This is a genomic window from Nitratireductor sp. ZSWI3 (assembly GCF_024655565.1).
GTDB lineage: Bacteria > Pseudomonadota > Alphaproteobacteria > Rhizobiales > Rhizobiaceae > Nitratireductor.
Genome location: NZ_JANKOF010000003.1, coordinates 1 through 19,116, shown reverse-complemented (window position 1 = coordinate 19,116; position 19,116 = coordinate 1). Strand labels below are relative to the sequence as shown.

Genomic DNA, 19,116 nt, shown 5'->3' with positions numbered 1-19,116 from the left:
CGGCTATTCATTCCGCCGCCTTCAGCAGGGTTCCCTGATCGTCGCCGTCCTCGAGCCGGCGGACCAGCCGTTGCCGTTCCTCCGCCGCCTTGCGCGCGTTGGCTTCCTTGACGTGGCCGAAACCGCGGATCAGCGCCGGCACCGAAGCCAGCGCTGCGGCAGCTTCTGCACGGGCCGGCGAAAGAATCGCTTCGATACGGTCGAGATCGCCTTCATATTCGGCCAGAAGCCGGCGTTCCATCCGGCGCTCGGCGCTGCGCCCGAAAATGTCGAACACCGTGCCGCGCAGCCCCTTCAGCCGGGCGAGCATGCCGAAAACCGTCATCATCCACGGGCCGAAATTGGATTTTTTGGGTTTGCCGTCGGCATCGCGCCGCCCGAGCACGGGGGGAGCGAGATGGAACTCCAGATGGTCATAGCTCTCGAATTCGGCGGCGAGCTGGCGCTTGAAGGCCCCGTCCGTAAAGAGGCGGGCAACCTCGTACTCGTCCTTGATCGCCATCAGCTTGAAGAGGTTGCGGGCAGCAGCCTCCGTCACCGCCGTCGAGCCGGGAACGGCCCTTTCCTCCGCTGCCCGCAGCCGCGCGATACGCTGGCGATAGCGCTCGGCATAGGCCTCGTTCTGATAAGCAGCCAGAAACACCGCGCGCTTGTGGATGATCTCGTCGAGCGTCTGCGACAGAGGCGCCCGCACGTTGCCGTTGGACGACTTGGCGACCAGATGCCGGACGAATTCGGGTTCGTGGGCGGCCCGGCGTCCCCAGCGGAAGGCGGTGACGTTCATGGAAACGGCCTGGCCGTTGAGGGCGATCGCCTTTTCGATCGCCTCGCTCGAAACCGGCAGGCCCCCGAACTGATAGGCCATGCCCAGCATGAACATGTTGGCGCCAACCGAATTGCCGAACAGGACGGTTGCCGCATGGGTCGCGTCGAAGAAATGCGCCTTCTTCTCGCCGACGGCCTGGCGAACCGCCTTCTTGAGGCGTTCGACCGGAAGCGAGAAGTCGGCCGACCGGGCGAAATCGCCGGGCATCACCTCGGCCGTGTTGGCCATGAACAGCGTATGCCCCTCGCGCGCGGCCGCAAGAACCTTCTTCGCCCCCGAGACGACGAGGTCGCAGCCGAGGATGAGATCGGCCTCGCCGGCGGCGACGCGGATGGCGTGGATTTCCTCCGGCGTCTCGGCGATCCGCAGATGCGTGAAGACGGCTCCCCCCTTCTGGGCAAGCCCTGCCATGTCGATGATGCCGGCGCCCTTGCCTTCCAGATGCGCCGCCATGCCGACGATCGCGCCGATGGTGACGACACCCGTGCCGCCGATTCCATCGACCACGGCCGACCAGCCATGCTTCATCTTGAAAAGCTTCGGCTCGGGCACACCCTCGAGCGGGTCATTGGCGCCGGTCACCCCTTGCGCCTTCTTCAGCTTGCCCCCGTGAACGGTCACGAAGGACGGGCAGAATCCGTTGACGCAGGAAAAGTCCTTGTTGCAGCTCGACTGGTCGATGCGCCGCTTGCGGCCGAACTCGGTCTCCTGGGGCTGCACGGAGACGCAATTCGACTTCACCCCGCAATCGCCGCAGCCCTCGCACACCAGTTCGTTGATGAAGACGCGCTTGTCCGGGTCGGGGAAGGTGCCGCGCTTGCGCCGGCGCCGCTTCTCGGCCGCGCAGGTCTGATCGTAGATGAGAACCGACACGCCACTGATCTCGCGCAGCTCGCGCTGCACCCGGTCGAGGTCGTCCCGGTGATTGATGGTCGCTCCGCTCGGGAAGGTGACGACGCCGGCGTATTTTTCCGGCTCGTCGCTGACCACCGCGATGCGCGACACCCCTTCGGCGCGCACCTGGTCGGCGATCATGTCGACGGTCAGGCCACCTTCCAGGGGCTGGCCGCCGGTCATCGCCACCGCATCGTTGAAAAGGATCTTGTAGGTGATGTTGATGCCGGAAGCGATGGCAAAGCGAATGGCCATGATGCCGGAGTGGTCATACGTGCCGTCGCCGAGGTTCTGGAAGAAGTGCTGGCGCTTGGAGAAAGGCGCCTGGCCGACGAACTGCGCGCCCTCGCCGCCCATCGCGGTAAAGCCGACATTCGAGCGGTCCATCCAGGTCGCCATGAAATGACACCCGATGCCGCCGCCGGCGATCGAGCCTTCCGGCACCCGCGTCGAGGTGTTGTGCGGGCAGCCGGAGCAGAAATACGGGGTGCGCGAGGCGACGTCCTGCGTGTCGGCGAGCATCGCCTGGGACTGGCGCAGCCGCGTCACATGGGCGGCGATTTCTTCCGAGGGCCCGATGACGCGCAGGATCCGCTCGCCGATGGCGATGGCGATCTCGTTGGGATCGAGCGCCGCCGTCGGCGCGAACAGCCTCGCCCCCTTCTCGTCGACCTTGCCGATGATCTCCGGCTGATTGGCGGTGCCGTAGAGATTTTCCCTTAACTGAACTTCGATCAGTGAGCGCTTCTCCTCGACGACGATGACCATGTCGAGGCCGCGCGCGAAATCGCGCATGTGCTCCACGTCGAAAGGCCACGGGCAGGCGACCTTGAACAGGCGGATGCCGAGATCAGCGGCACGCGCCTCGTCGATGCCCAAATCGTCCAGCGCCTGGCGCGTGTCGAGATAGCTCTTGCCGAGCGTGACGATGCCGATCCTGGCGTTCGAGCCGCCCGAATAGACGATGCGGTTGAGCTTGTTCTCGTGAACGAAAGCCGCCGCTGCCGCCCGCTTGAAGTCATAGAGCCGGGATTCCTGGCCCAGCATGTTGATCTCGTTGCGGATGTTGAGCCCGCCGGGCGGCATGTCGAAATCCGGCCGCACGATGTTCAACCGGTCGAGCGACACGTCGACGGCGGCCGTCGATTCGATGTTGTCCTTGACGCATTTGATCGCGGCCCAGGTGCCGGCAAAGCGCGACAGCGCGTAGCCGTAGAGACCATAATCGATCAGTTCCTGAACGCCCGCCGGGTTCAGGATCGGGATCATCGCGTCGACGAAGGCGAATTCGCTGGCATTCGCCACCGTGGATGATTCCGCCGTGTGGTCGTCGCCCATCAGGGCGAGGACGCCGCCGTTTCTCGACGATCCCGCCTGATTGGCATGGCGAAAGACGTCGCCGCAGCGGTCGACACCGGGTCCCTTGCCGTACCATACGGCGAAAACGCCGTCATATCTGCCGTCGCCCAGAAGCTCGGTCTGCTGAGACCCCCAGCATGCCGTGGCGGCCAGTTCCTCGTTCAGGCCAGGCTGGAAAATGATGTTGGAGCCTTCCAGCGACTTCTTTGCTTTCCAGAGTTGCTGGTCAAGCCCGCCAAGCGGCGAGCCGCGATATCCCGAGACGAAACCGGCCGTGTTGAGGCCGGAACGGCGATCCCGCTCGCGCTGCATCAGAAGCATGCGCACGACGGCCTGCGCCCCGGAAACGAAGATGCGTTCCTTCGTCAGGTCATACTTGTCGTCAAGCGAGACGTCGTGAAGCGTCATCTATCGTATCCTCCTCAACGGCCAGCGACTTGAGCGCTTCCGTCAGGGTAGTTTTCTATCGCCCTCCGATCCCGTCAAACGAAATCAGGGGCCTCGGATCAAAGAGCAAGTCCGCCGCTTTTCACACGCTTTCGGCGACATTTTGTTAGCCGGAGAGGCGAACCTGCGAACGATTCTGACCCGAGTATATCTCCCTTCGGCGACGGGTGTGGGCAGACGCGTTGCTCATCCACCATTCATCTAGGCTACTCGGGCAAAAAAGCGACTTTTCGCGCCCCATCGCTTTTGCCCTTCGCATAAAGCTGCTAATCAGACGCGCCCGGAAACGGGCAAGGTGGGCAAGCTCGGGACACAACGGGCACCCGCCAAAGAGGGGAAACGCAAGAGGGCAAAGAATGACTGAGAAACATGCGCCGCGCATCGCGCGCGCCGACGGTGAGGGATTCTGAGCCGTGCGCGCAATCGCTTTGATCGTCCGTCTCATCAGCGGGTTGAACCTTCTGATCGGCAACATCTTCTCATGGCTGTCGCTGGCCATCGTCCTGGTGTGTTTCACCGTCGTCGTGCAGCGTTACGTCTTCTCGATCAGCTTCGTATGGATGCAGGATCTGTATGTGTGGCTGAACGGGGCGATGTTCACCGCGGTCGCCGGTTTTGCGCTGCTGCGCAACGACCATGTGCGTGTCGACATCTTCTATCGGCCGGCGAGCACGCGCCGCAAGGCGCTCGTCGATCTGATCGGCGTCATCCTCTTCCTGTTACCCTTTTCCTGGATCGTCTATTATTACGGATGGCCCTTCGTCAGGCGCTCCTGGCGGATTTATGAGGCGTCGGCCAATGTCGGCGGCATGCCGGGCCTGTTCGTGCTGAAGACCTTCATTCTGGCATTTGCCCTGCTGATCGCCCTGCAGGGCATATCGATGGCGCTGCGCTCGATCCTCGTCCTCGCCGGCAGGGAAGACCTGTTGCCGGCGAAGCTGCGTTACCAGGAACAAACCGAAGAGTTGCCGGAGGCGAGCGTCTGATGGATCCGATCCTCATTGGCGAGCTCCTTGCCGGGCTCATGTTCTTCGGCATCATCGGCTTCCTGCTGCTGGGTTTTCCCGTCGCCTTCACCCTGGCCGGCGTATCGCTCATGTTCGGCGTGGTCGGCATGGCGTTCGGCGTGTTCGATCCCTCCAACTTCGGCAGTCTCGCCAACCGCTACATCGGCTACATGACCAACGAGGTGCTGGTCGCGGTCCCGCTGTTCATCTTCATGGGTGTGATGCTGGAACGCTCGAAGATCGCCGAACAGCTCCTGCTCACCATGGGCAAGCTGTTCGGCAATCTGCGCGGCGGGCTCGGCATGTCGGTCATCGTTGTCGGCGCGCTGCTGGCCGCCTCCACCGGCGTCGTCGGCGCCACCGTCGTGACGATGGGCCTGATTTCGCTCCCGGCCATGCTGCGCGCCAATTACGACCCGCGTCTTGCGACCGGCGTCATTTGCGCTTCCGGCACGCTGGGGCAGATCATCCCGCCGTCGACGGTCCTCATCTTCATGGGCGACATGCTGTCGGGCATCAACGCGCAGGTGCAGATGTCGAAGGGAAACTTCGCGCCTGTTCCCGTGTCGGTGGGCGATCTTTTCGCCGGCGCCCTGCTGCCGGGCGTCCTGCTGGTCGGGCTTTATTTGAGCTGGACCATCCTCAAGGCGATCTTCGATCCGGCCTCCAGCCCGGCAACGCCGGTCGCTCCCGAGCAGAAGCAGCACCTCCTCCGAGAGGTGCTGGTCGCGCTGGTGCCGCCTTTGCTCCTCATCATGGCCGTGCTGGGCTCCATCCTCGGCGGCATCGCCACGCCCACGGAGGCCGCGTCCGTCGGCGCGGTCGGCGCGATGGTGCTTGCCGGCATCCGCTGGCGCCTGTCCTTTTCCGTGCTGCGCGAGACCGCCATCGCAACCGCCAGCATCACCTGCATGGTGTTCATCATCCTGTTCGGCGCTTCGGTCTTCTCCATCGTGTTCCGTCTGATGGGCGGCGACAATCTGGTTCACGAGTTCCTCGCCAACCTGCCGGGCGGCACTTTGGCCGCCGTCGCGCTGGTCATGTTCATCATGTTCCTGCTGGGCTTCATCCTCGACACGTTCGAAATCATCTTCATCGTGATCCCGATCACCGCGCCGATCCTTCTGGCGCTCGATGTCGACCCGGTGTGGCTGGGCGTTCTCGTCGGCGTGAACCTGCAGACGAGCTTCCTCACCCCGCCCTTCGGCTTCGCCCTGTTCTACCTGCGCGGCGTCGCCCCTTCGACCGTGTCCACCTCGATGATCTACCGGGGCGTCCTGCCCTTCGTGCTGCTGCAGGTCCTGGCCATCGCGATCATGTTCATGTTCCCGCAGATCGCCACCTGGCTGCCGAGAGCGATCTACTGACCGCCTGAAACGAAGAAAGCCCGGCGATGCCGGGCTTTCTTCTTGCTTTGCGTTTGTGCTGGACGAAGAAGCGTCAGATCGAGAAGTACTTCTTGCGCGCTTCCACGAAGGCGCCGTCGGTGCCTTCGGTGCGTGTCCGCACGATGTTGAGCGCCTCGATGAAGCTCTCGGTCGCCTTCTTGGTCAATGCATCGCCGGAATCGCGCAGCTCGCCGAGGATCTCCGCAGCTGCCTTGGCGCCGGCTTCGATGATGTCGTCCGGGAACTGACGGACGATGACGCCGTGATCGTCCACCAGCGTCTTCAAGGCGCGCGGGTCGTTGGCATAGAAGTCCGACGCCACCTGATCATACTCCGCCTGGCAGACATCCTTGACGATGGCCTGCAGATCCGAGGGCAGTTCCTGGTACTTCGACTTGTTGACCACGAGCTCGGTGGCGAGGCCAGGCTCGACAAAGCTCGGGAAATAATAGTTCTTGGCGACCTGATAGAAGCCGAGCGCCAGATCGTTGTAGGGTCCGACGAACTCGGCCGCGTCGAGCGTGCCCGACTGAAGCGCCTGGAAGATTTCGCCGGCAGCCATGTTGGTGACCGTGGCGCCGAGCTTCTCCCACACGCGGCCGCCGAGGCCGGGGGTGCGGAAGCGAAGGCCCTTGACCGAATCCAGACCCGTCAGCTCGTTGCGGAACCAGCCGCCGGCCTGCGTGCCCGTATCGCCGGACAGGAAACCCTGCACGCCGAACTGATCGTAGATCTCGTCCCAGATTTCCTGGCCGCCCATATAGCGCACCCAGGCCGCCATCTCGCGCGAGGTCATGCCGAAGGGCACGCCCGTGAAGAAGGACAGGCCGGCGCTCTTGTTCTGCCAGTAGTAGGCGGCGCCGTGGCTCATTTCGGCCGAACCGTCGATGACGGCGTCGAGCGACTGGAGCGGCGGAACCAGCTCGCCCGCGGCGTAGACCTGAATGGTCAGCCGCCCGCCGGACGCAGCGGTGATGCGGTCGGCCAGGCGCTGCGCGCCGACGCCGAGACCGGGAAAGTTTTTCGGCCAGGTGGTGACCATGCGCCAGGTCTGATTGCCCTGCGCAATGGCCGGCGTCGCAAGCGCGGCAGCACCAGCGCCGGCAAGACCGGCTTTCTTGATAAACGATCGGCGATCCATGAAATACCTCCCGAGACAATCGCAATCGAAAAAAATGGCCGCAAGACGGCCACGTGACTGACCTGCAGGGACTGGTCCGAACCACCCCCGCGATCCGAGCGCGTATCAATACACGCGGTCGCGCAGGTGTCCAGACTGCCATGGATGCTTTTGAGACCCCGGTGAATGGCCGAATCCCGGCCATTCAAGCCGGTGCGCGCACTAGCCTGCGACTTTGGTAGAATGCGCCCAGGCGGCTTTTGCGCAAACGGCCGCTTGCGCCAGACCCGCGATTCCGACTGATGCTGGCCGCAAAACGGAGCGCACGCCGGCGTCGAGACGTTGGAAAACCATTGGAAATGATTACATTGCCTCGCAACGGGCCATTTGAAAGCAAGCAGAAAGACATGCAACAACCTCTCGTCGCCGTCTCGACGGACGCCAAGGATTTCGAGAACTACACCTGGCATGCCGCTCCCCAGCAATATCTTGAAGCGGCCCTGTCGGGGGCCGGCGTGTTGCCCCTTCTGGTGCCGTCACTCGGCGACAGGCTGGATCTGGACAGCCTGCTCGCCTCGGTCGACGGTGTCCTCCTGACCGGCTCCAAGTCGAACGTCCATCCGGATCTTTATGGCGGCGACGCCAGCGAGAAGAACGGTCCCTACGATACCGCCCGCGATGCCACGACCCTGCCCCTGATACGCGCAGCCATCGACAAGGGCGTGCCGTTGCTGGCGATCTGCCGCGGCATTCAGGAGCTGAACGTCGCGCTGGGCGGCACGCTGGCGACCGAGATCCAGGAAGGCGACGGCAAATTCGACCATCGTGCTCCGGAGAGCGACAGCCAGGATCAGCGCTTCGCCATCCGCCATCCGGTGCGCATCAAGCCATCCGGCTGTTTTGCGTCGATTTTCGGGACCGACGACATCCAGGTGAACTCCGTGCACCGCCAGGGCATCGCGACCGTCTCCCCTCGCCTGCAGATCGAAGCAATTGCCGATGACGGCACGATCGAGGCCGTCTCGGTCGCGGGCGCCCCGGCATTCGCCGTCGGCGTCCAGTGGCATCCTGAATATTGGGCGGCGACCGACCCCGATTCGGCCCGCATCTTTCGCGCTTTTGGCGATGCCGTGCGGGCCCACGCGGCAAAGCGGCGGGGAGTGCCCGTCGCGGCGGAATAAGCCGCCGCGGACTGCCGTGATCAGCCGCGCACGTGCTCGGTCTCGGCGACCGGCGTGATCGGCTTTCTGGTGGTAAACCACGACAGAAGGTTGTCGACCACGAGGTCCGCCATCGCTTGGCGTGTCGCCACGGACGCCGAGCCGACATGCGGCAGAAGGGAGGCATTCTCCAGCGCGATCAATGCTTCGGGGACATGCGGCTCGTGCGCGAACACGTCGAGACCGGCGGCAAATATCGTTCCGTCGGCCAGGGCCTTGATCAGCGCCTCCTCATCGACCGTGCTGCCACGGCCGATGTTGACGAACACGCCCTCAGGCCCCAGCGCTTGCAGCACCTGTGCGTTGACTGCCTTTTCCGTTGCAGCGCCCCCCGGCGCGACCGAGATCAGCGTGTCGACTGCCGTCGCCAGCGAAAGCAGGTCGCCATGATAGGTGTAAGGCACTCCTTCCACGGGACGGCGGTTGTAGTAAGCAATCGGCAGGCCGAAGCCGGCGAGACGGCGGGCGATAGCCTGGCCGATGCGCCCCATGCCGAAAATGCCGACGCTGCGGCCGCGCAGGGAGCCGCGTGAGAAACGATAGGCGCCTTCGCGTTCCCAGCGTCCCTCGCGAAGCCAGGCCTCGGCGCGCGGCAATTCGCGCACCGTGTTGAGCAGAAGCCCGATCGCCGTATCCGCCACCTCGTCCGTCAGCACGTCCGGCGTGTTGGTGACCATGACACCCTTGCGCCCCGCATGGGCGGCATCCACTGCGTCGTAGCCGACGCCGAAATTGGCGATGATCTCGAGATTGGGCAGCGCATCGATGAAAGCCGCGTCGATGCGCGTCATGCCCGCGAGCCCCCTCACCGCACTCGCGATCTCGTTGCTCAGGAGCGCGGGATCCGCCGTGTCCAGCCACTGCAGCCTGAAATTTTCTTCGATGCGCCTTGCCGCATGAGGATGCAGCCTGCCTGGAACCAGAATGGTGATCTCACTCGTCTCAGCCAAGACCGGGTCTCCCTTCTTCAGGTGGAATGATGGATGTCCTGCCTCTCGGCGCCCCGGCGGTCAATGCCGCTCGACGGGTTTGCCCGTCGACTGGCGGACATGCAGTTCGGGCTTGATGAGCTCCTGCGCCGGATTGACCTCTGCGCCGTTCAGGCGGTCGAGAAGGACGCGGGCGGCGCGGCGGCCGACCTCCCGCTGCCCGTTCCACACGGTGGTCAGGGCCGGCGTGGCGATCGCCGCCTCCTCGAGATCGTCATAACCGGTCACGGAAATGTCGACACCCGGCACCAGACCGGCACGGGCGATGCCGTTCATCAGACCGATGGCAACGAGATCGTTCCAGCACACGGCGGCCGTCGGCTTGTCCTTGAGCGCCAGGAACGCGCCGGCCACTTCAAAGCCCGCCTGCTTCGTCCGCGGCCCGGCAAAGCGCCATTGCGGCTTGATCTCCAACCCCGCCTTGGTCATCGCATCGGCGTAGCCCTGGTACCGGTCGCGGCCGGTCGAGGTCTGGTCGGTGCCGCCGATCATCGCGATGCGGCTGTGCCCCAGCGAGATGAGGTGATTGGTTGCAAGCGCCGTGCCGTAGGCATCGTCGCCGCGGAAGACCGGGACGCGCGCGCCTTCCACCGATCGGGCGATGAGCACCACCGGCAGACCGTTTTCTTCCACCAGCCGGATATCTTGGGCAGGGGTTCCGATGGCCGGCGACATGATGAGCCCGTCGGCGCCGAGCTGGAGCAGGGTGTCGATGAAGGTCCGCTGCTTTTCGAGCTGATCGTAATGGTTGGACAGCAGGAAGGTCTGTCGCGAGCGATCGAGCTCGCTCTCGATGGAGCGCAGGATCTCGGCGAAGAACGGATTCATGATGTCGTGCACCACGACGCCGACAATGCCGGAGCGCGAGGTGCGCAGGCTGGCGGCCCGCCGATTGTAGATATAGCCGATCTCCCGCGCATGCTCCTTGATGCGCTGGCGCGTGGTGTCCGCCACCAGCGGGCTGTCGCGCAGGGCAAGAGAGACCGTTGCCGTCGAGACCCCAAGCGCTTCGGCTATGGTCGATAGCTTGATTTTCTGGGCCAGACCCGAACTCCCCTGCTCACCGGATTTGCCGCACGGCGCAATGTCCGATATCCGGCAAAACCGCATCGCGCGTCAAGCCGTCGGACCACCCGGCCGACAATGCGCGATGGGTTTGGATTGCCTGGACAGGCGCAATGCGGTGCTGCAATGCCAGAACGAGGTCAGGGGAAAACGGGGTCGGTGGGCACGGGTGCGCCCCGGCAACGGCTCGCCACACTCAGGATGTCACGCCTCTTCTTCGACGCTTTCGTCCTCTTCCTCGACGAAGGGAATGCCCGAAAGATTCGCTTCTACCTTGCTCAGGAGACGGGTCAACGCCTTGTGTTCCTTCTTGTCGAAGCCTCTCAGCGCCTGCTTCTCCGTCTTGCGGACCGATTTCTCGATCGAGCGGATTGCCTGCTCGCCATTGTTGGTCAGAAAGATGAAGGCGCGCCGGCCGTCATCCTCCGAGAAACGCTTTTCCAGAAAGCCCTGACTCGTCAGCCGGTTGATGGTTTTCGTGACGGTCGGAGGACGGACACCCAGAAGCGCCGCCAGCTGGCTGGGCGTTTGTCCGTTCTCGACAGCAAGCGCCAACATGATCTTGTCTTGGCCAGCATACAATCCATGCGCCAAAAGCCGCTCGGCCAGAGCGGTGCGTGAAAGCCTGGCCGCCGACTGTAATAAACCAATCGTCGCGCCCCTTACAGCTTTGGCCATACAAAACTCCCCTTTAGACATCCTCAGCCATTAGATAGAACGTCCCCTATGAATCAAAATAGCCACGCCGCGCGGCTTTGCAACCTAAGATTGACCTTGCGTAAGCGAGGGGTTACGCGATACGCTCCCACGATTGTGTTCCAGACCGCGTCCGGCGGCGATGCGGGCTCCTGGATCAAGGCACCATAAGACATGTCTTTCTCGTCAAACCGCATCTCCGTCCTGCCCCTGGGCGCGACCGAACAGCACGGACCTCATTTGCCGGCTGATACGGATTGGATCATCGCCGAAGGCTTGGCGCTGAGAGCGAAACGCAGCCTTCCTTTAGGTCTCGACGTCCATTTCCTGCCGGTTGAAAAAGCCGGCTATTCAATTGAGCATTCCGATTTCGCCGCAACGCGGACCCTGGGCTTTGCGGAGGCGATCGAACGCTGGATCGACATCGGCAAAAGCCAGTATGAGGCCGGCGTACGAAAGGTTGTCCTTTTCAACGCTCACGGTGGCAATTCACCGTTGATGACTATTGTGACAACCGAATTACGATCCCGCTATCCGATGCTCGCGGTCGCCACGAGCTGGACGCGATTCGGCTATCCGCCGGACCTCGTGAGCGAAGAAGAACGGGCGCTCGGCATCCATGGCGGCTTCATCGAGACCTCGGTCATGCTGGCCCTGCGGCCGGACCTCGTGAGCATGGACGAGGCGCGCGACTTCGGCTCGGCACAGGCTCGGTTCCGGCGCGACTTCAAGCACCTGCGCGCCTATGGGCCGCATGCCTTCGGCTGGATGATGCGGGACCTTGCGCCCGAGGGAGTGGTCGGCAATGCGGCGGCGGCGACCGCCGACGCCGGCGAGCGCATCATCGACCACGCGGTGACAGGCTTCATCGAGCTGCTCACCGACATCGACCGGTTCGACCTCGCACATTTCACGCGTTGATGCCAAGGAAGACATAAGCCTCGTGCAATCGCACTTCGCACCCCTTATATGATGGCGACCGAACCAAGCTTTTTTTGCGAGAAATCATGTCCGACGTGCAGACTGAGACGCTTGCCGAGATCGTCACGCAGATTCCGGTGACCGTGCTGACCGGCTATCTCGGCTCAGGCAAGACAACGCTTCTGAACCGCATCCTGTCCGAAGACCACGGCAAGCGCTATGCCGTGATCGTCAACGAATTCGGCGAGATCGGCATCGACAACGATCTGATCGTCGAATCGGACGAGGAAATCTACGAGATGAACAATGGCTGCGTCTGCTGCACGGTGCGCGGCGATCTGGTGCGCGTCGTCGAGGGTTTGATGCGCCGGCCCGGCCGCTTCGATGCGATCATCGTCGAGACCACCGGCCTGGCGGATCCCGCCCCCGTGGCCCAGACCTTCTTCATGGATGACGATGTCCGCGCCAAGACGAAGCTGGATGCCGTGGTCGCCCTGGTCGACGCCAAGCACCTACCGCTGCGGCTGAAGGATTCGAACGAAGCCGAGGACCAGATCGCCTTTGCCGACGTGGTGATCGTCAACAAGACGGATCTGGTGACCCCGGACGAGCTGGCCACGGTGGAAGCCACGATCCGCGCCATCAATCCGTCGGCCCGGCTCCTGCGTGCCGAGCGTGCCGGCGTTCCGCTGTCGGACGTCCTGGACCGCGGCGCCTTCGACCTGAGCCGCGTGCTCGACAACGATCCGCATTTCCTCGACCAGGACGACCACGACCATGTCTGCGGTCCCGACTGCGACCACGATCATCACGACCATCATGGTCATCACCACCACCATCATCACGGTGAAGCCTCGCCGATCCATGATGTAGGGGTGAAGTCCGTTTCGTTGCGAGGCGGCGAGATGGACCCCAAGAAATTCCTCCCCTGGATCGAAAAAACGACGCAGATGGACGGGCCGAACATCCTCCGTCTGAAAGGCATCGTCGCGTTTGCGGACGATCCCGACCGTTTCGTGGTGCAGGGCGTGCATATGATCATCGAGGGCGATCATCAGCGGCCCTGGAAGGACGACGAAAGGCGCGAAACGCGGCTCGTCTTCATCGGCCGCGAGCTGGACGCCGAACGCCTGCAGCGCACGTTCGAAGCCTGCCAGGCCTGACCCGCATGCCCACGGTTGCGCCGCTTGATCTCGACGGCCACGCGATCGCCGTCGCCTGGCTGAACGACATTCCGCATTTCGCCCTCGCCGACGGGGTGGTTCACAGGCTCGACCACGGCCATAAATGGGTGGAAGCCCATGATGGCCTGCTTGCCGCCTGCCCGTCCCTCGACGCGACCTCGCTGATCACCGGCGGCGAGGACGGCAAGGTGGCGGCGGTCGGCCCGGGCGGCGAGGTCAAGGAGATCGCCCGCCTCGAGCGCAAATGGATCACCAGCGTCGCCGCCGGCCCGCAGGGGGCCGTCGGCTTCGCCTCGGGCCGTGTCGCCTATGTCCGGTTCGCCGATGGGCGGCAGCGCGAGTTGGAGCATCCCCGCTCCGTCGAGGCCTTGGCCTTTGCCCCCAAGGGAATGAGGCTCGCCGTTGCGCGCTATAATGGCGCGACGCTGCATTTTCCCGCAACGGAAGGCAAGCCGGCCGAGCTCGAATGGGCCGGCGCGCACACCGGGATCACCTTCTCTCCGGACGGGAAATTCCTGGTCACGACGATGCAGGAAAACGCCCTGCATGGATGGAAGCTGGCCGACGGCAAGCATATGCGCATGGCCGGATATCCGGCAAAGGTGAAGAGCTTTTCCTGGAGCGTGAAAGGGCGCTGGCTGGCCACATCCGGAGCGCCGGCGGCGATCGTCTGGCCGTTCCAGGCCAAGGACGGGCCGATGGGCAAGGCACCCCTCGAACTGGGCACGCGCGGCGACACGATGGTCACGCAGGTCTCCTGCCACCCGGCAGAGGAGATCACCGCCATAGGCTATGCCGACGGCATGATCCTCGTCGCCCGGTTCGCCGACCAGAAGGAGGTCCTTCTACGCCGCCCCGGCAAGGGAGCGATCACCGCCATGGCCTGGGATGAGGGCGGCCGCCGTCTGGCCTTCGGCAGCGAGAGCGGCGAAAGCGGCGTGGTCGACATCGCCGGCTGAACGCGCCGCACCAGCAGTCTGACCCAAACGGATGGTACCCGTTTGTCAGGATCGCACCACCAGAACGGCGCGCAGATCGTTGACGTTCGTGCCCGTCGGTCCGGGAACGAAAAGATCTCCCAGCACATCGAAGGCGCCCCATGCGTCGTGGGCGGCGAGCAGGGCCTTCGGGTCGTGCCCGGCCGCCCGCAGGCGCCGGATGCTCGTGTGATCCGCAAAGGCGCCGGCATTGTCCTGCGAACCGTCGATGCCGTCGGTGTCGGCGGCAAAGGCCGAGATGCCGTCAGCGCCGTCGATGCCGAGCGCCAACGCCAGCAGAAACTCCGTGTTGCGGCCGCCCCGTCCGCCCTTGCGACGGATGGTGACGGTGGTTTCCCCACCGGACAGGATCACGACGGGTTTTTTGAAAGGCTGGTCGCGGATCGCGACCTCGCGGGCGATGGCGGCATGGACGCTGCCCACCTCGCGCGCCTCGCCCTCGATGGCGTCGGACAGGATCACTGCCGGCACGCCCTGCCGTTCCGCGGCCACTGCCGCCGCCGCCAGGGACCGGGCGGCCGACGCGATGAGATGGACCTCGTTTCCCGCAAAACGGGCATCGTCGGGCTTCGGCGCTTCCGCCTCCGCCGAGGCGAGATGCTGCAAGACGCGATCCGGCAGCGACAATCCATAGCTGCGAACGACATCGAGCGCGTCCTGCCGCGTCGCCGCATCCGGTACGGTGGGACCGGAGGAGACGAGCGCCGGATCGTCGCCCGGAATATCGGAAACGATCAGAGAAACCACTCGCGCCGGGTGGGCGGCGGCGGCCAGCCGGCCGCCCTTGATCGACGAAATGTGCTTGCGCACCGTGTTCATGGCCGAGATCGGAGCGCCCGAGGCGAGCAGCGCCTCGTTGACGGCGATCTCATCCTCGAGCGTCAGGCGCCCTGCCGGCGCCGGCAACAGCGCCGACCCGCCACCGCAGACCAGCGCGATGACGAGATCGTCGGCCGTCAATCCTTCGACGAGTTCGAGCAGCCGTCTCGACCCGGCAAGACCTGCCTGATCGGGCACGGGATGCGCGGCCTCGATGACCTCGATCTGCCGCGTCGGCGCGCCGTATCCGTAGCGGGTGACCACCGCCCCGGTCAGAGGACCGTCCCACGCGGCCTCGAGCGCCTGCGCCATCTGGGCAGCTCCCTTGCCCGCTCCCACGACGATGGTGCGGCCCTTGGACCTTGGTGGCAGGAAATCGCGGATCGATTCGGCTGGATCGGCGGCCGCAACGGCGGCATTGAACAAGCTCTTGAAGAATGCCTGCGCGTCGAAACTGCTGTCCACCCGTTTCCCCCTTTGCCTACAAGCTGCTCTTCACCGCCTCCCCCGCCACATAGGTTTCCACGATGGCGCGGTCGTCGGCCAGCGTCTGTAGCACAAAAAGTTCTTCGGCGAGACTCTGCACCCGCTCCATGCGCAGGGCCATCACCGGCGTCGCCCGCGCGTCGAGAACCACGAGGTCCGCATCGGAGCCGACCTCCAGCGTGCCGACGCGTTCGGCCAGCGACAGCGCCTCGGCGTTGCCGCGCGTGATCTGCCAGAAGGAAGCGAGCGGATTGAGCTTCTCGCCGTTCAGCGCGATGACCTTGTACCCCTCGTCCATCGTCCGCAGCATCGAATAGCTCGTGCCGCCGCCGACATCCGTTGCCGAGGCGATGCGCAGCGGCTTGCCGCGCCGGCGATAGCGCTGATAGTCGAAAAGGCCCGACCCCAGGAACAGGTTCGAGGTCGGGCAGAAGACCGCGACCGATCGCGTATCGGAGAGCGCATCGGCCTCGCGCTCCGACAGGTGGATGCAATGTCCGAGCAGGGCCTTCGGCCCCAGCAGCCCATAATGCTCGTAGATGCCCGTATAGTCGGGCGCATCGGGATAGAGCTCCTGCGTGTAGGCGATCTCGGCATGGTTTTCGGATAGATGCGTCTGCATGTGCAGATCCGGAAACTCGCGCATCAGGGCGCCGGCCATCTCCATCTGCTCCGGCGACGAGGTGATCGCAAAGCGCGGCGTGACGGCGTAGTGCAGCCGCCCCTTTCCGTGCCACGCGGCGATCAGCGCCTTGGTGTCGTCATAAGAGGTCTGCGGCGTGTCCGTCAGCATCGGCGGCGCGTTGCGGTCCATCATCACCTTGCCGGCGACAACGCACATGTTGCGGCTGTCGGCCTCGGCGAAAAATGCCTCCGCGCTTTCCTTGTGCACCGAACAGTAGGCGGCGACCGTGGTCGTGCCGTGCCGCAGCATCTCGTTGAGGAACAGCCGCGCGATGCGCCGGCCGTGCTGCGTGTCGTGGAAGTTGGTCTCTTCCGGGAACGTGTAGTTGTTGAGCCAGTCGAGCAATTCGGCCCCGTAGCTCGCGATCACCTGCATCTGCGGGAAATGCGCATGCGCGTCGATGAAGCCCGGCACGATGAGATGCGGGCGATGGTCGACCACACCATGGTCCGAAGCGGCCTTTGCGGAGACTTCGGCGAAGCTGCCGCGGGCGATGATGATGCCGTCTTCCACCAGCACCGCGCCGTCTTCCTCATAGGAATAGGAGGCGTGGTCGTCGAGCCCCTGCGGCTCGGCGTGGAATGTCAGCAGGCGTCCACGGATCAGTGACTGGGCCATGCGCTAGCGTGCCTCCTCGAACCAGGTAACGATCAGACGGCGTTCGTCTTCCGTGATGCCGGAAACGTTTCCGGGCGGCATGGCATGACTGCGGCCCGCCTGCAGGTATATTTCGCGCGCGTGCTCGGCAATGGCGGCATCGGTGTCGAGCACGACATCCTTCGGGGCGAAGTGGATGCCCTCATAGCCGGGCTCGGCTGCATGGCACATGGAGCACCGCCCCATGACCGTATCACGCACGGCCGGAAAATGCGTGGACGCGACGAAGGCTTCGCCGGCAGCCGACAGCTTCTCCTCGCCCGTCAGCACCTTCGGCACGGTCGACAGCCACATGATGATGATGAACAGCACGCCCGCCGCTCCCCAGGTCCAGTGGGGGTTGCCCTTGCGCGCGTGCACCGTGTTGAAATAGTGCCGGATCAGGACGCCCATGATGAAGATGATCGATGCGATCACCCAGTTGAACTTGGTGCCGAACGCCAGCGGATAGTGGTTCGACAGCATCAGGAAGACGACCGGCAGCGTGAGGTAGTTGTTGTGCAGCGAGCGCTGCTTGGCCTGCATCCCAAGCTTGGGGTCGGGCGCCCGGCCGGCGATGAGGTCGGCCACGACGATCTTCTGGTTGGGGATGATGATCAGGAAGACGTTCGCGGTCATGATCGTCGCCGTGAAGGCGCCCAAGTGCAGGAAGGCCGCGCGCCCGGTGAAAAGCTGCGTGTAGCCCCAGCTCATGACGACGAGGATCGCGTAGAGCACCAGCATCAGGCCCGTATCGCTCTTGCCGAGCGGAGATTTGCAGAGCAGATCGTAGAGCACCCATCCAAGACCGATCGAGGCCACGGAGATCAGGATGGCGACCGGCGCCGAAACGTCGAGCACGTTGCGGTCGATCAGGAAGAGATCCGCCCCTGCATAATAAACCACCGCGAGCAGGGCGAAGCCTGAAAGCCAGGTGGCATAGGATTCCCACTTGAACCAGGTCAGGTGCTCCGGCATCGCCGCCGGCGCGACCAGATATTTCTGGATGTGGTAGAAGCCGCCGCCATGCACCTGCCACTCCTCCCCCGAGGCGCCTTCCGGCAGGCCGGGCCGCTTTGTCAGCCCCAGATCCAGAGCGATGAAATAGAACGACGACCCGATCCAGGCGATCGCCGTCACCACATGCAGCCAGCGCACGCCGGCAGCCAGCCAGTCCCACAGAACCGCAAAATCATTCATGCCCGCTTCCTCATCCTTGGAGCCCCAAGGTTACGGACTCCCGTATAAACAGAAAGAAGGGATAAGCACGATGACTTTCAAAATTTTCTGGAAAATAATGTGGGAGAAAACAGGAGCGCGTGCATGGCCTATCTGGACAACATCGCCGTCTTCGTCCGCGTCGTCGAGCTCGGCAATCTGTCGTCGGCCGGGCGCGACATGCGTCTTTCTCCCGCCGTCGCATCAAATCGGGTGAAAGAGCTGGAAAAGCATCTGGGCGTGCGCCTCTTCAACCGCACGACGCGGCAGTTGACCCCCACCGAGCAGGGCCGCGCCTTCTATGAGGGCGCCCGCAAGGTGCTGGAGGCGGTGGCCGAGGCGGAGGCATCGGTCGCGGCTCTTTCGGGGCAGCCGCGCGGCACCATCCGGGTCACCGCGCCGCTCGGCATCGGCAAGCGCCTGATCGCCAGCGGCATTCCCGAGTTCCGCGACAAATATCCCGAGATCGAGGTCCGCCTCCGCTTGTCCGATCACGAGGTCGACATGATGCGCGAGGGCATCGACGTCGCCTTCAAGCTCGGCATCCTGGAGAATTCGAGCTTCCGCATGCGCGGCATCATGGATTGCGAACGGGTGCTCGCCGCTTCGCCTGCCTATCTCGAACGGCGCGGCGAACCGGCAACGCCATTCGAGCTCATCGACAAGGAGCACGACTGCCTCATGCTGCGCTTTCCGGGCGCGCGCGAGCATTTCTGGATCCTGGAAACGCCGGAAGGGGCGCAGAAATTCGAGGTGCGGGGGCCCTTCGACTCCGACGACGGCGACGTCATCACCGGTTGGGCGCTGGCCGGGCGCGGCATCGTCAACAAGCCCAGATTCGAGATCGAGCCCTTCCTGCGCGACCAGCGGCTGAAGGTCATTCTGCCGCAGAACCCGCCCGTGCCCGTCAAGCTCGCCGCCCTCTATCCACACAAGAAGTTTCAGGACCCGAAGGTGCGCCTTCTGGTAGACTTCATGGCCAGCCGCTGCCAGCGCATGATCGGCGAGACTCTGGCCAGTCGCTGAGAAAGGTCGAAGATTACCGGCTGAGCGCCGTCATGATCTCCGCCGCCGCCAGCGCGGCGATCACGGCAGGACGCTTGTCGCGCACGCCCTCCCCGCCGATGGGGGTGACGAGCCGCGCGAACCGCGTCTCGT

Annotated in this window: 15 protein-coding genes and 1 pseudogene; 7 read left to right on the top strand and 9 right to left on the bottom strand. The window is 64.1% G+C overall.

Annotation, left to right across the window (positions count from 1 at the left end):
* Window positions 1-7: 7 nt before the first annotated feature.
* Window positions 8-3,487, bottom strand: a complete 3,480-nt coding sequence (locus tag NUU27_RS01940) for an indolepyruvate ferredoxin oxidoreductase family protein (protein WP_257760361.1) — start codon at window positions 3,485-3,487, stop codon at window positions 8-10.
* 452 nt (window positions 3,488-3,939) lie between these two features.
* Here NUU27_RS01940 and NUU27_RS01935 point away from each other — a divergent pair, with 452 nt between their 5' ends.
* Complete coding sequence (locus NUU27_RS01935; RefSeq protein WP_257760359.1) at window positions 3,940-4,512, top strand: TRAP transporter small permease subunit; 573 nt, start codon at window positions 3,940-3,942, stop codon at window positions 4,510-4,512.
* Window positions 4,512-5,900 carry a TRAP transporter large permease subunit gene (locus NUU27_RS01930; protein WP_257760358.1) on the top strand — a complete coding sequence of 463 codons (1,389 nt, stop codon included), beginning with the start codon at window positions 4,512-4,514 and terminating at the stop codon, window positions 5,898-5,900. Before NUU27_RS01935 ends, NUU27_RS01930 begins: the two co-directional genes overlap by 1 nt.
* 73 nt (window positions 5,901-5,973) lie before the next feature.
* On the opposite strand, the gene NUU27_RS01925 is transcribed toward NUU27_RS01930, so the two are convergent.
* A complete protein-coding gene (locus NUU27_RS01925; protein ID WP_257760357.1) occupies window positions 5,974-7,062 on the bottom strand; it encodes a TRAP transporter substrate-binding protein in 1,089 nt (362 codons plus the stop codon).
* 386 nt (window positions 7,063-7,448) lie between these two features.
* Between NUU27_RS01925 and NUU27_RS01920 the strand changes: the two genes are divergently transcribed.
* Window positions 7,449-8,222: a gamma-glutamyl-gamma-aminobutyrate hydrolase family protein gene (locus NUU27_RS01920; RefSeq protein WP_257760356.1), complete on the top strand. Its 774-nt coding sequence runs from the start codon at window positions 7,449-7,451 to the stop codon at window positions 8,220-8,222.
* A gap of 20 nt (window positions 8,223-8,242) precedes the next feature.
* Here the strand turns inward: NUU27_RS01920 and NUU27_RS01915 are convergent, their stop codons facing one another.
* From NUU27_RS01915 to NUU27_RS01905, 3 genes are all read right to left on the bottom strand, one after another.
* Window positions 8,243-9,211 carry a 2-hydroxyacid dehydrogenase gene (locus NUU27_RS01915; RefSeq protein ID WP_257760355.1) on the bottom strand — a complete coding sequence of 323 codons (969 nt, stop codon included), beginning with the start codon at window positions 9,209-9,211 and terminating at the stop codon, window positions 8,243-8,245.
* 60 nt (window positions 9,212-9,271) lie between these two features.
* Window positions 9,272-10,294 (bottom strand): LacI family DNA-binding transcriptional regulator, encoded by a 1,023-nt coding sequence (locus tag NUU27_RS01910; protein WP_257760447.1) that lies wholly within the window; start codon window positions 10,292-10,294, stop codon window positions 9,272-9,274.
* A 225-nt stretch (window positions 10,295-10,519) separates the two neighbouring features.
* Window positions 10,520-10,993, bottom strand: a complete 474-nt coding sequence (locus tag NUU27_RS01905; protein ID WP_257760354.1) for a MarR family winged helix-turn-helix transcriptional regulator — start codon at window positions 10,991-10,993, stop codon at window positions 10,520-10,522.
* 192 nt (window positions 10,994-11,185) lie between these two features.
* Here NUU27_RS01905 and NUU27_RS01900 point away from each other — a divergent pair, with 192 nt between their 5' ends.
* The 3 genes from NUU27_RS01900 (at window position 11,186) to NUU27_RS01890 (ending at window position 14,075) form a co-directional block, all read left to right on the top strand.
* Complete coding sequence (locus NUU27_RS01900; RefSeq protein WP_257760353.1) at window positions 11,186-11,932, top strand: creatininase family protein; 747 nt, start codon at window positions 11,186-11,188, stop codon at window positions 11,930-11,932.
* Window positions 11,933-12,018: 86 nt separating this feature from the next.
* Entirely contained in the window at window positions 12,019-13,095 is a 1,077-nt protein-coding gene (locus NUU27_RS01895; protein ID WP_257760352.1) for a GTP-binding protein, read from the top strand.
* A 5-nt stretch (window positions 13,096-13,100) separates the two neighbouring features.
* Window positions 13,101-14,075 (top strand): WD40 repeat domain-containing protein, encoded by a 975-nt coding sequence (locus tag NUU27_RS01890; protein WP_257760351.1) that lies wholly within the window; start codon window positions 13,101-13,103, stop codon window positions 14,073-14,075.
* Window positions 14,076-14,120: 45 nt separating this feature from the next.
* On the opposite strand, the gene NUU27_RS01885 is transcribed toward NUU27_RS01890, so the two are convergent.
* From NUU27_RS01885 to NUU27_RS01875, 3 genes are read right to left on the bottom strand one after another with little or no spacing between them, the layout of a single operon-like run.
* Window positions 14,121-15,398 (bottom strand): glycerate kinase, encoded by a 1,278-nt coding sequence (locus tag NUU27_RS01885; RefSeq protein WP_257760350.1) that lies wholly within the window; start codon window positions 15,396-15,398, stop codon window positions 14,121-14,123.
* A 16-nt stretch (window positions 15,399-15,414) separates the two neighbouring features.
* Entirely contained in the window at window positions 15,415-16,722 is a 1,308-nt protein-coding gene (guaD, locus tag NUU27_RS01880) for a guanine deaminase (RefSeq protein ID WP_257760349.1), read from the bottom strand.
* Window positions 16,723-16,725: 3 nt separating this feature from the next.
* Entirely contained in the window at window positions 16,726-17,940 is a 1,215-nt protein-coding gene (locus NUU27_RS01875; RefSeq protein ID WP_257760348.1) for a urate hydroxylase PuuD, read from the bottom strand.
* A gap of 123 nt (window positions 17,941-18,063) precedes the next feature.
* Here NUU27_RS01875 and NUU27_RS01870 point away from each other — a divergent pair, with 123 nt between their 5' ends.
* On the top strand, window positions 18,064-18,984 hold the full coding sequence (locus tag NUU27_RS01870) for a LysR family transcriptional regulator (protein WP_257760347.1): 921 nt from the start codon (window positions 18,064-18,066) through the stop codon (window positions 18,982-18,984).
* Window positions 18,985-18,997: 13 nt separating this feature from the next.
* On the opposite strand, the pseudogene NUU27_RS01865 reads toward NUU27_RS01870, so the two are convergent.
* A pseudogene (locus NUU27_RS01865) lies at window positions 18,998-19,116 on the bottom strand (xanthine dehydrogenase accessory protein XdhC); the annotation flags it as partial.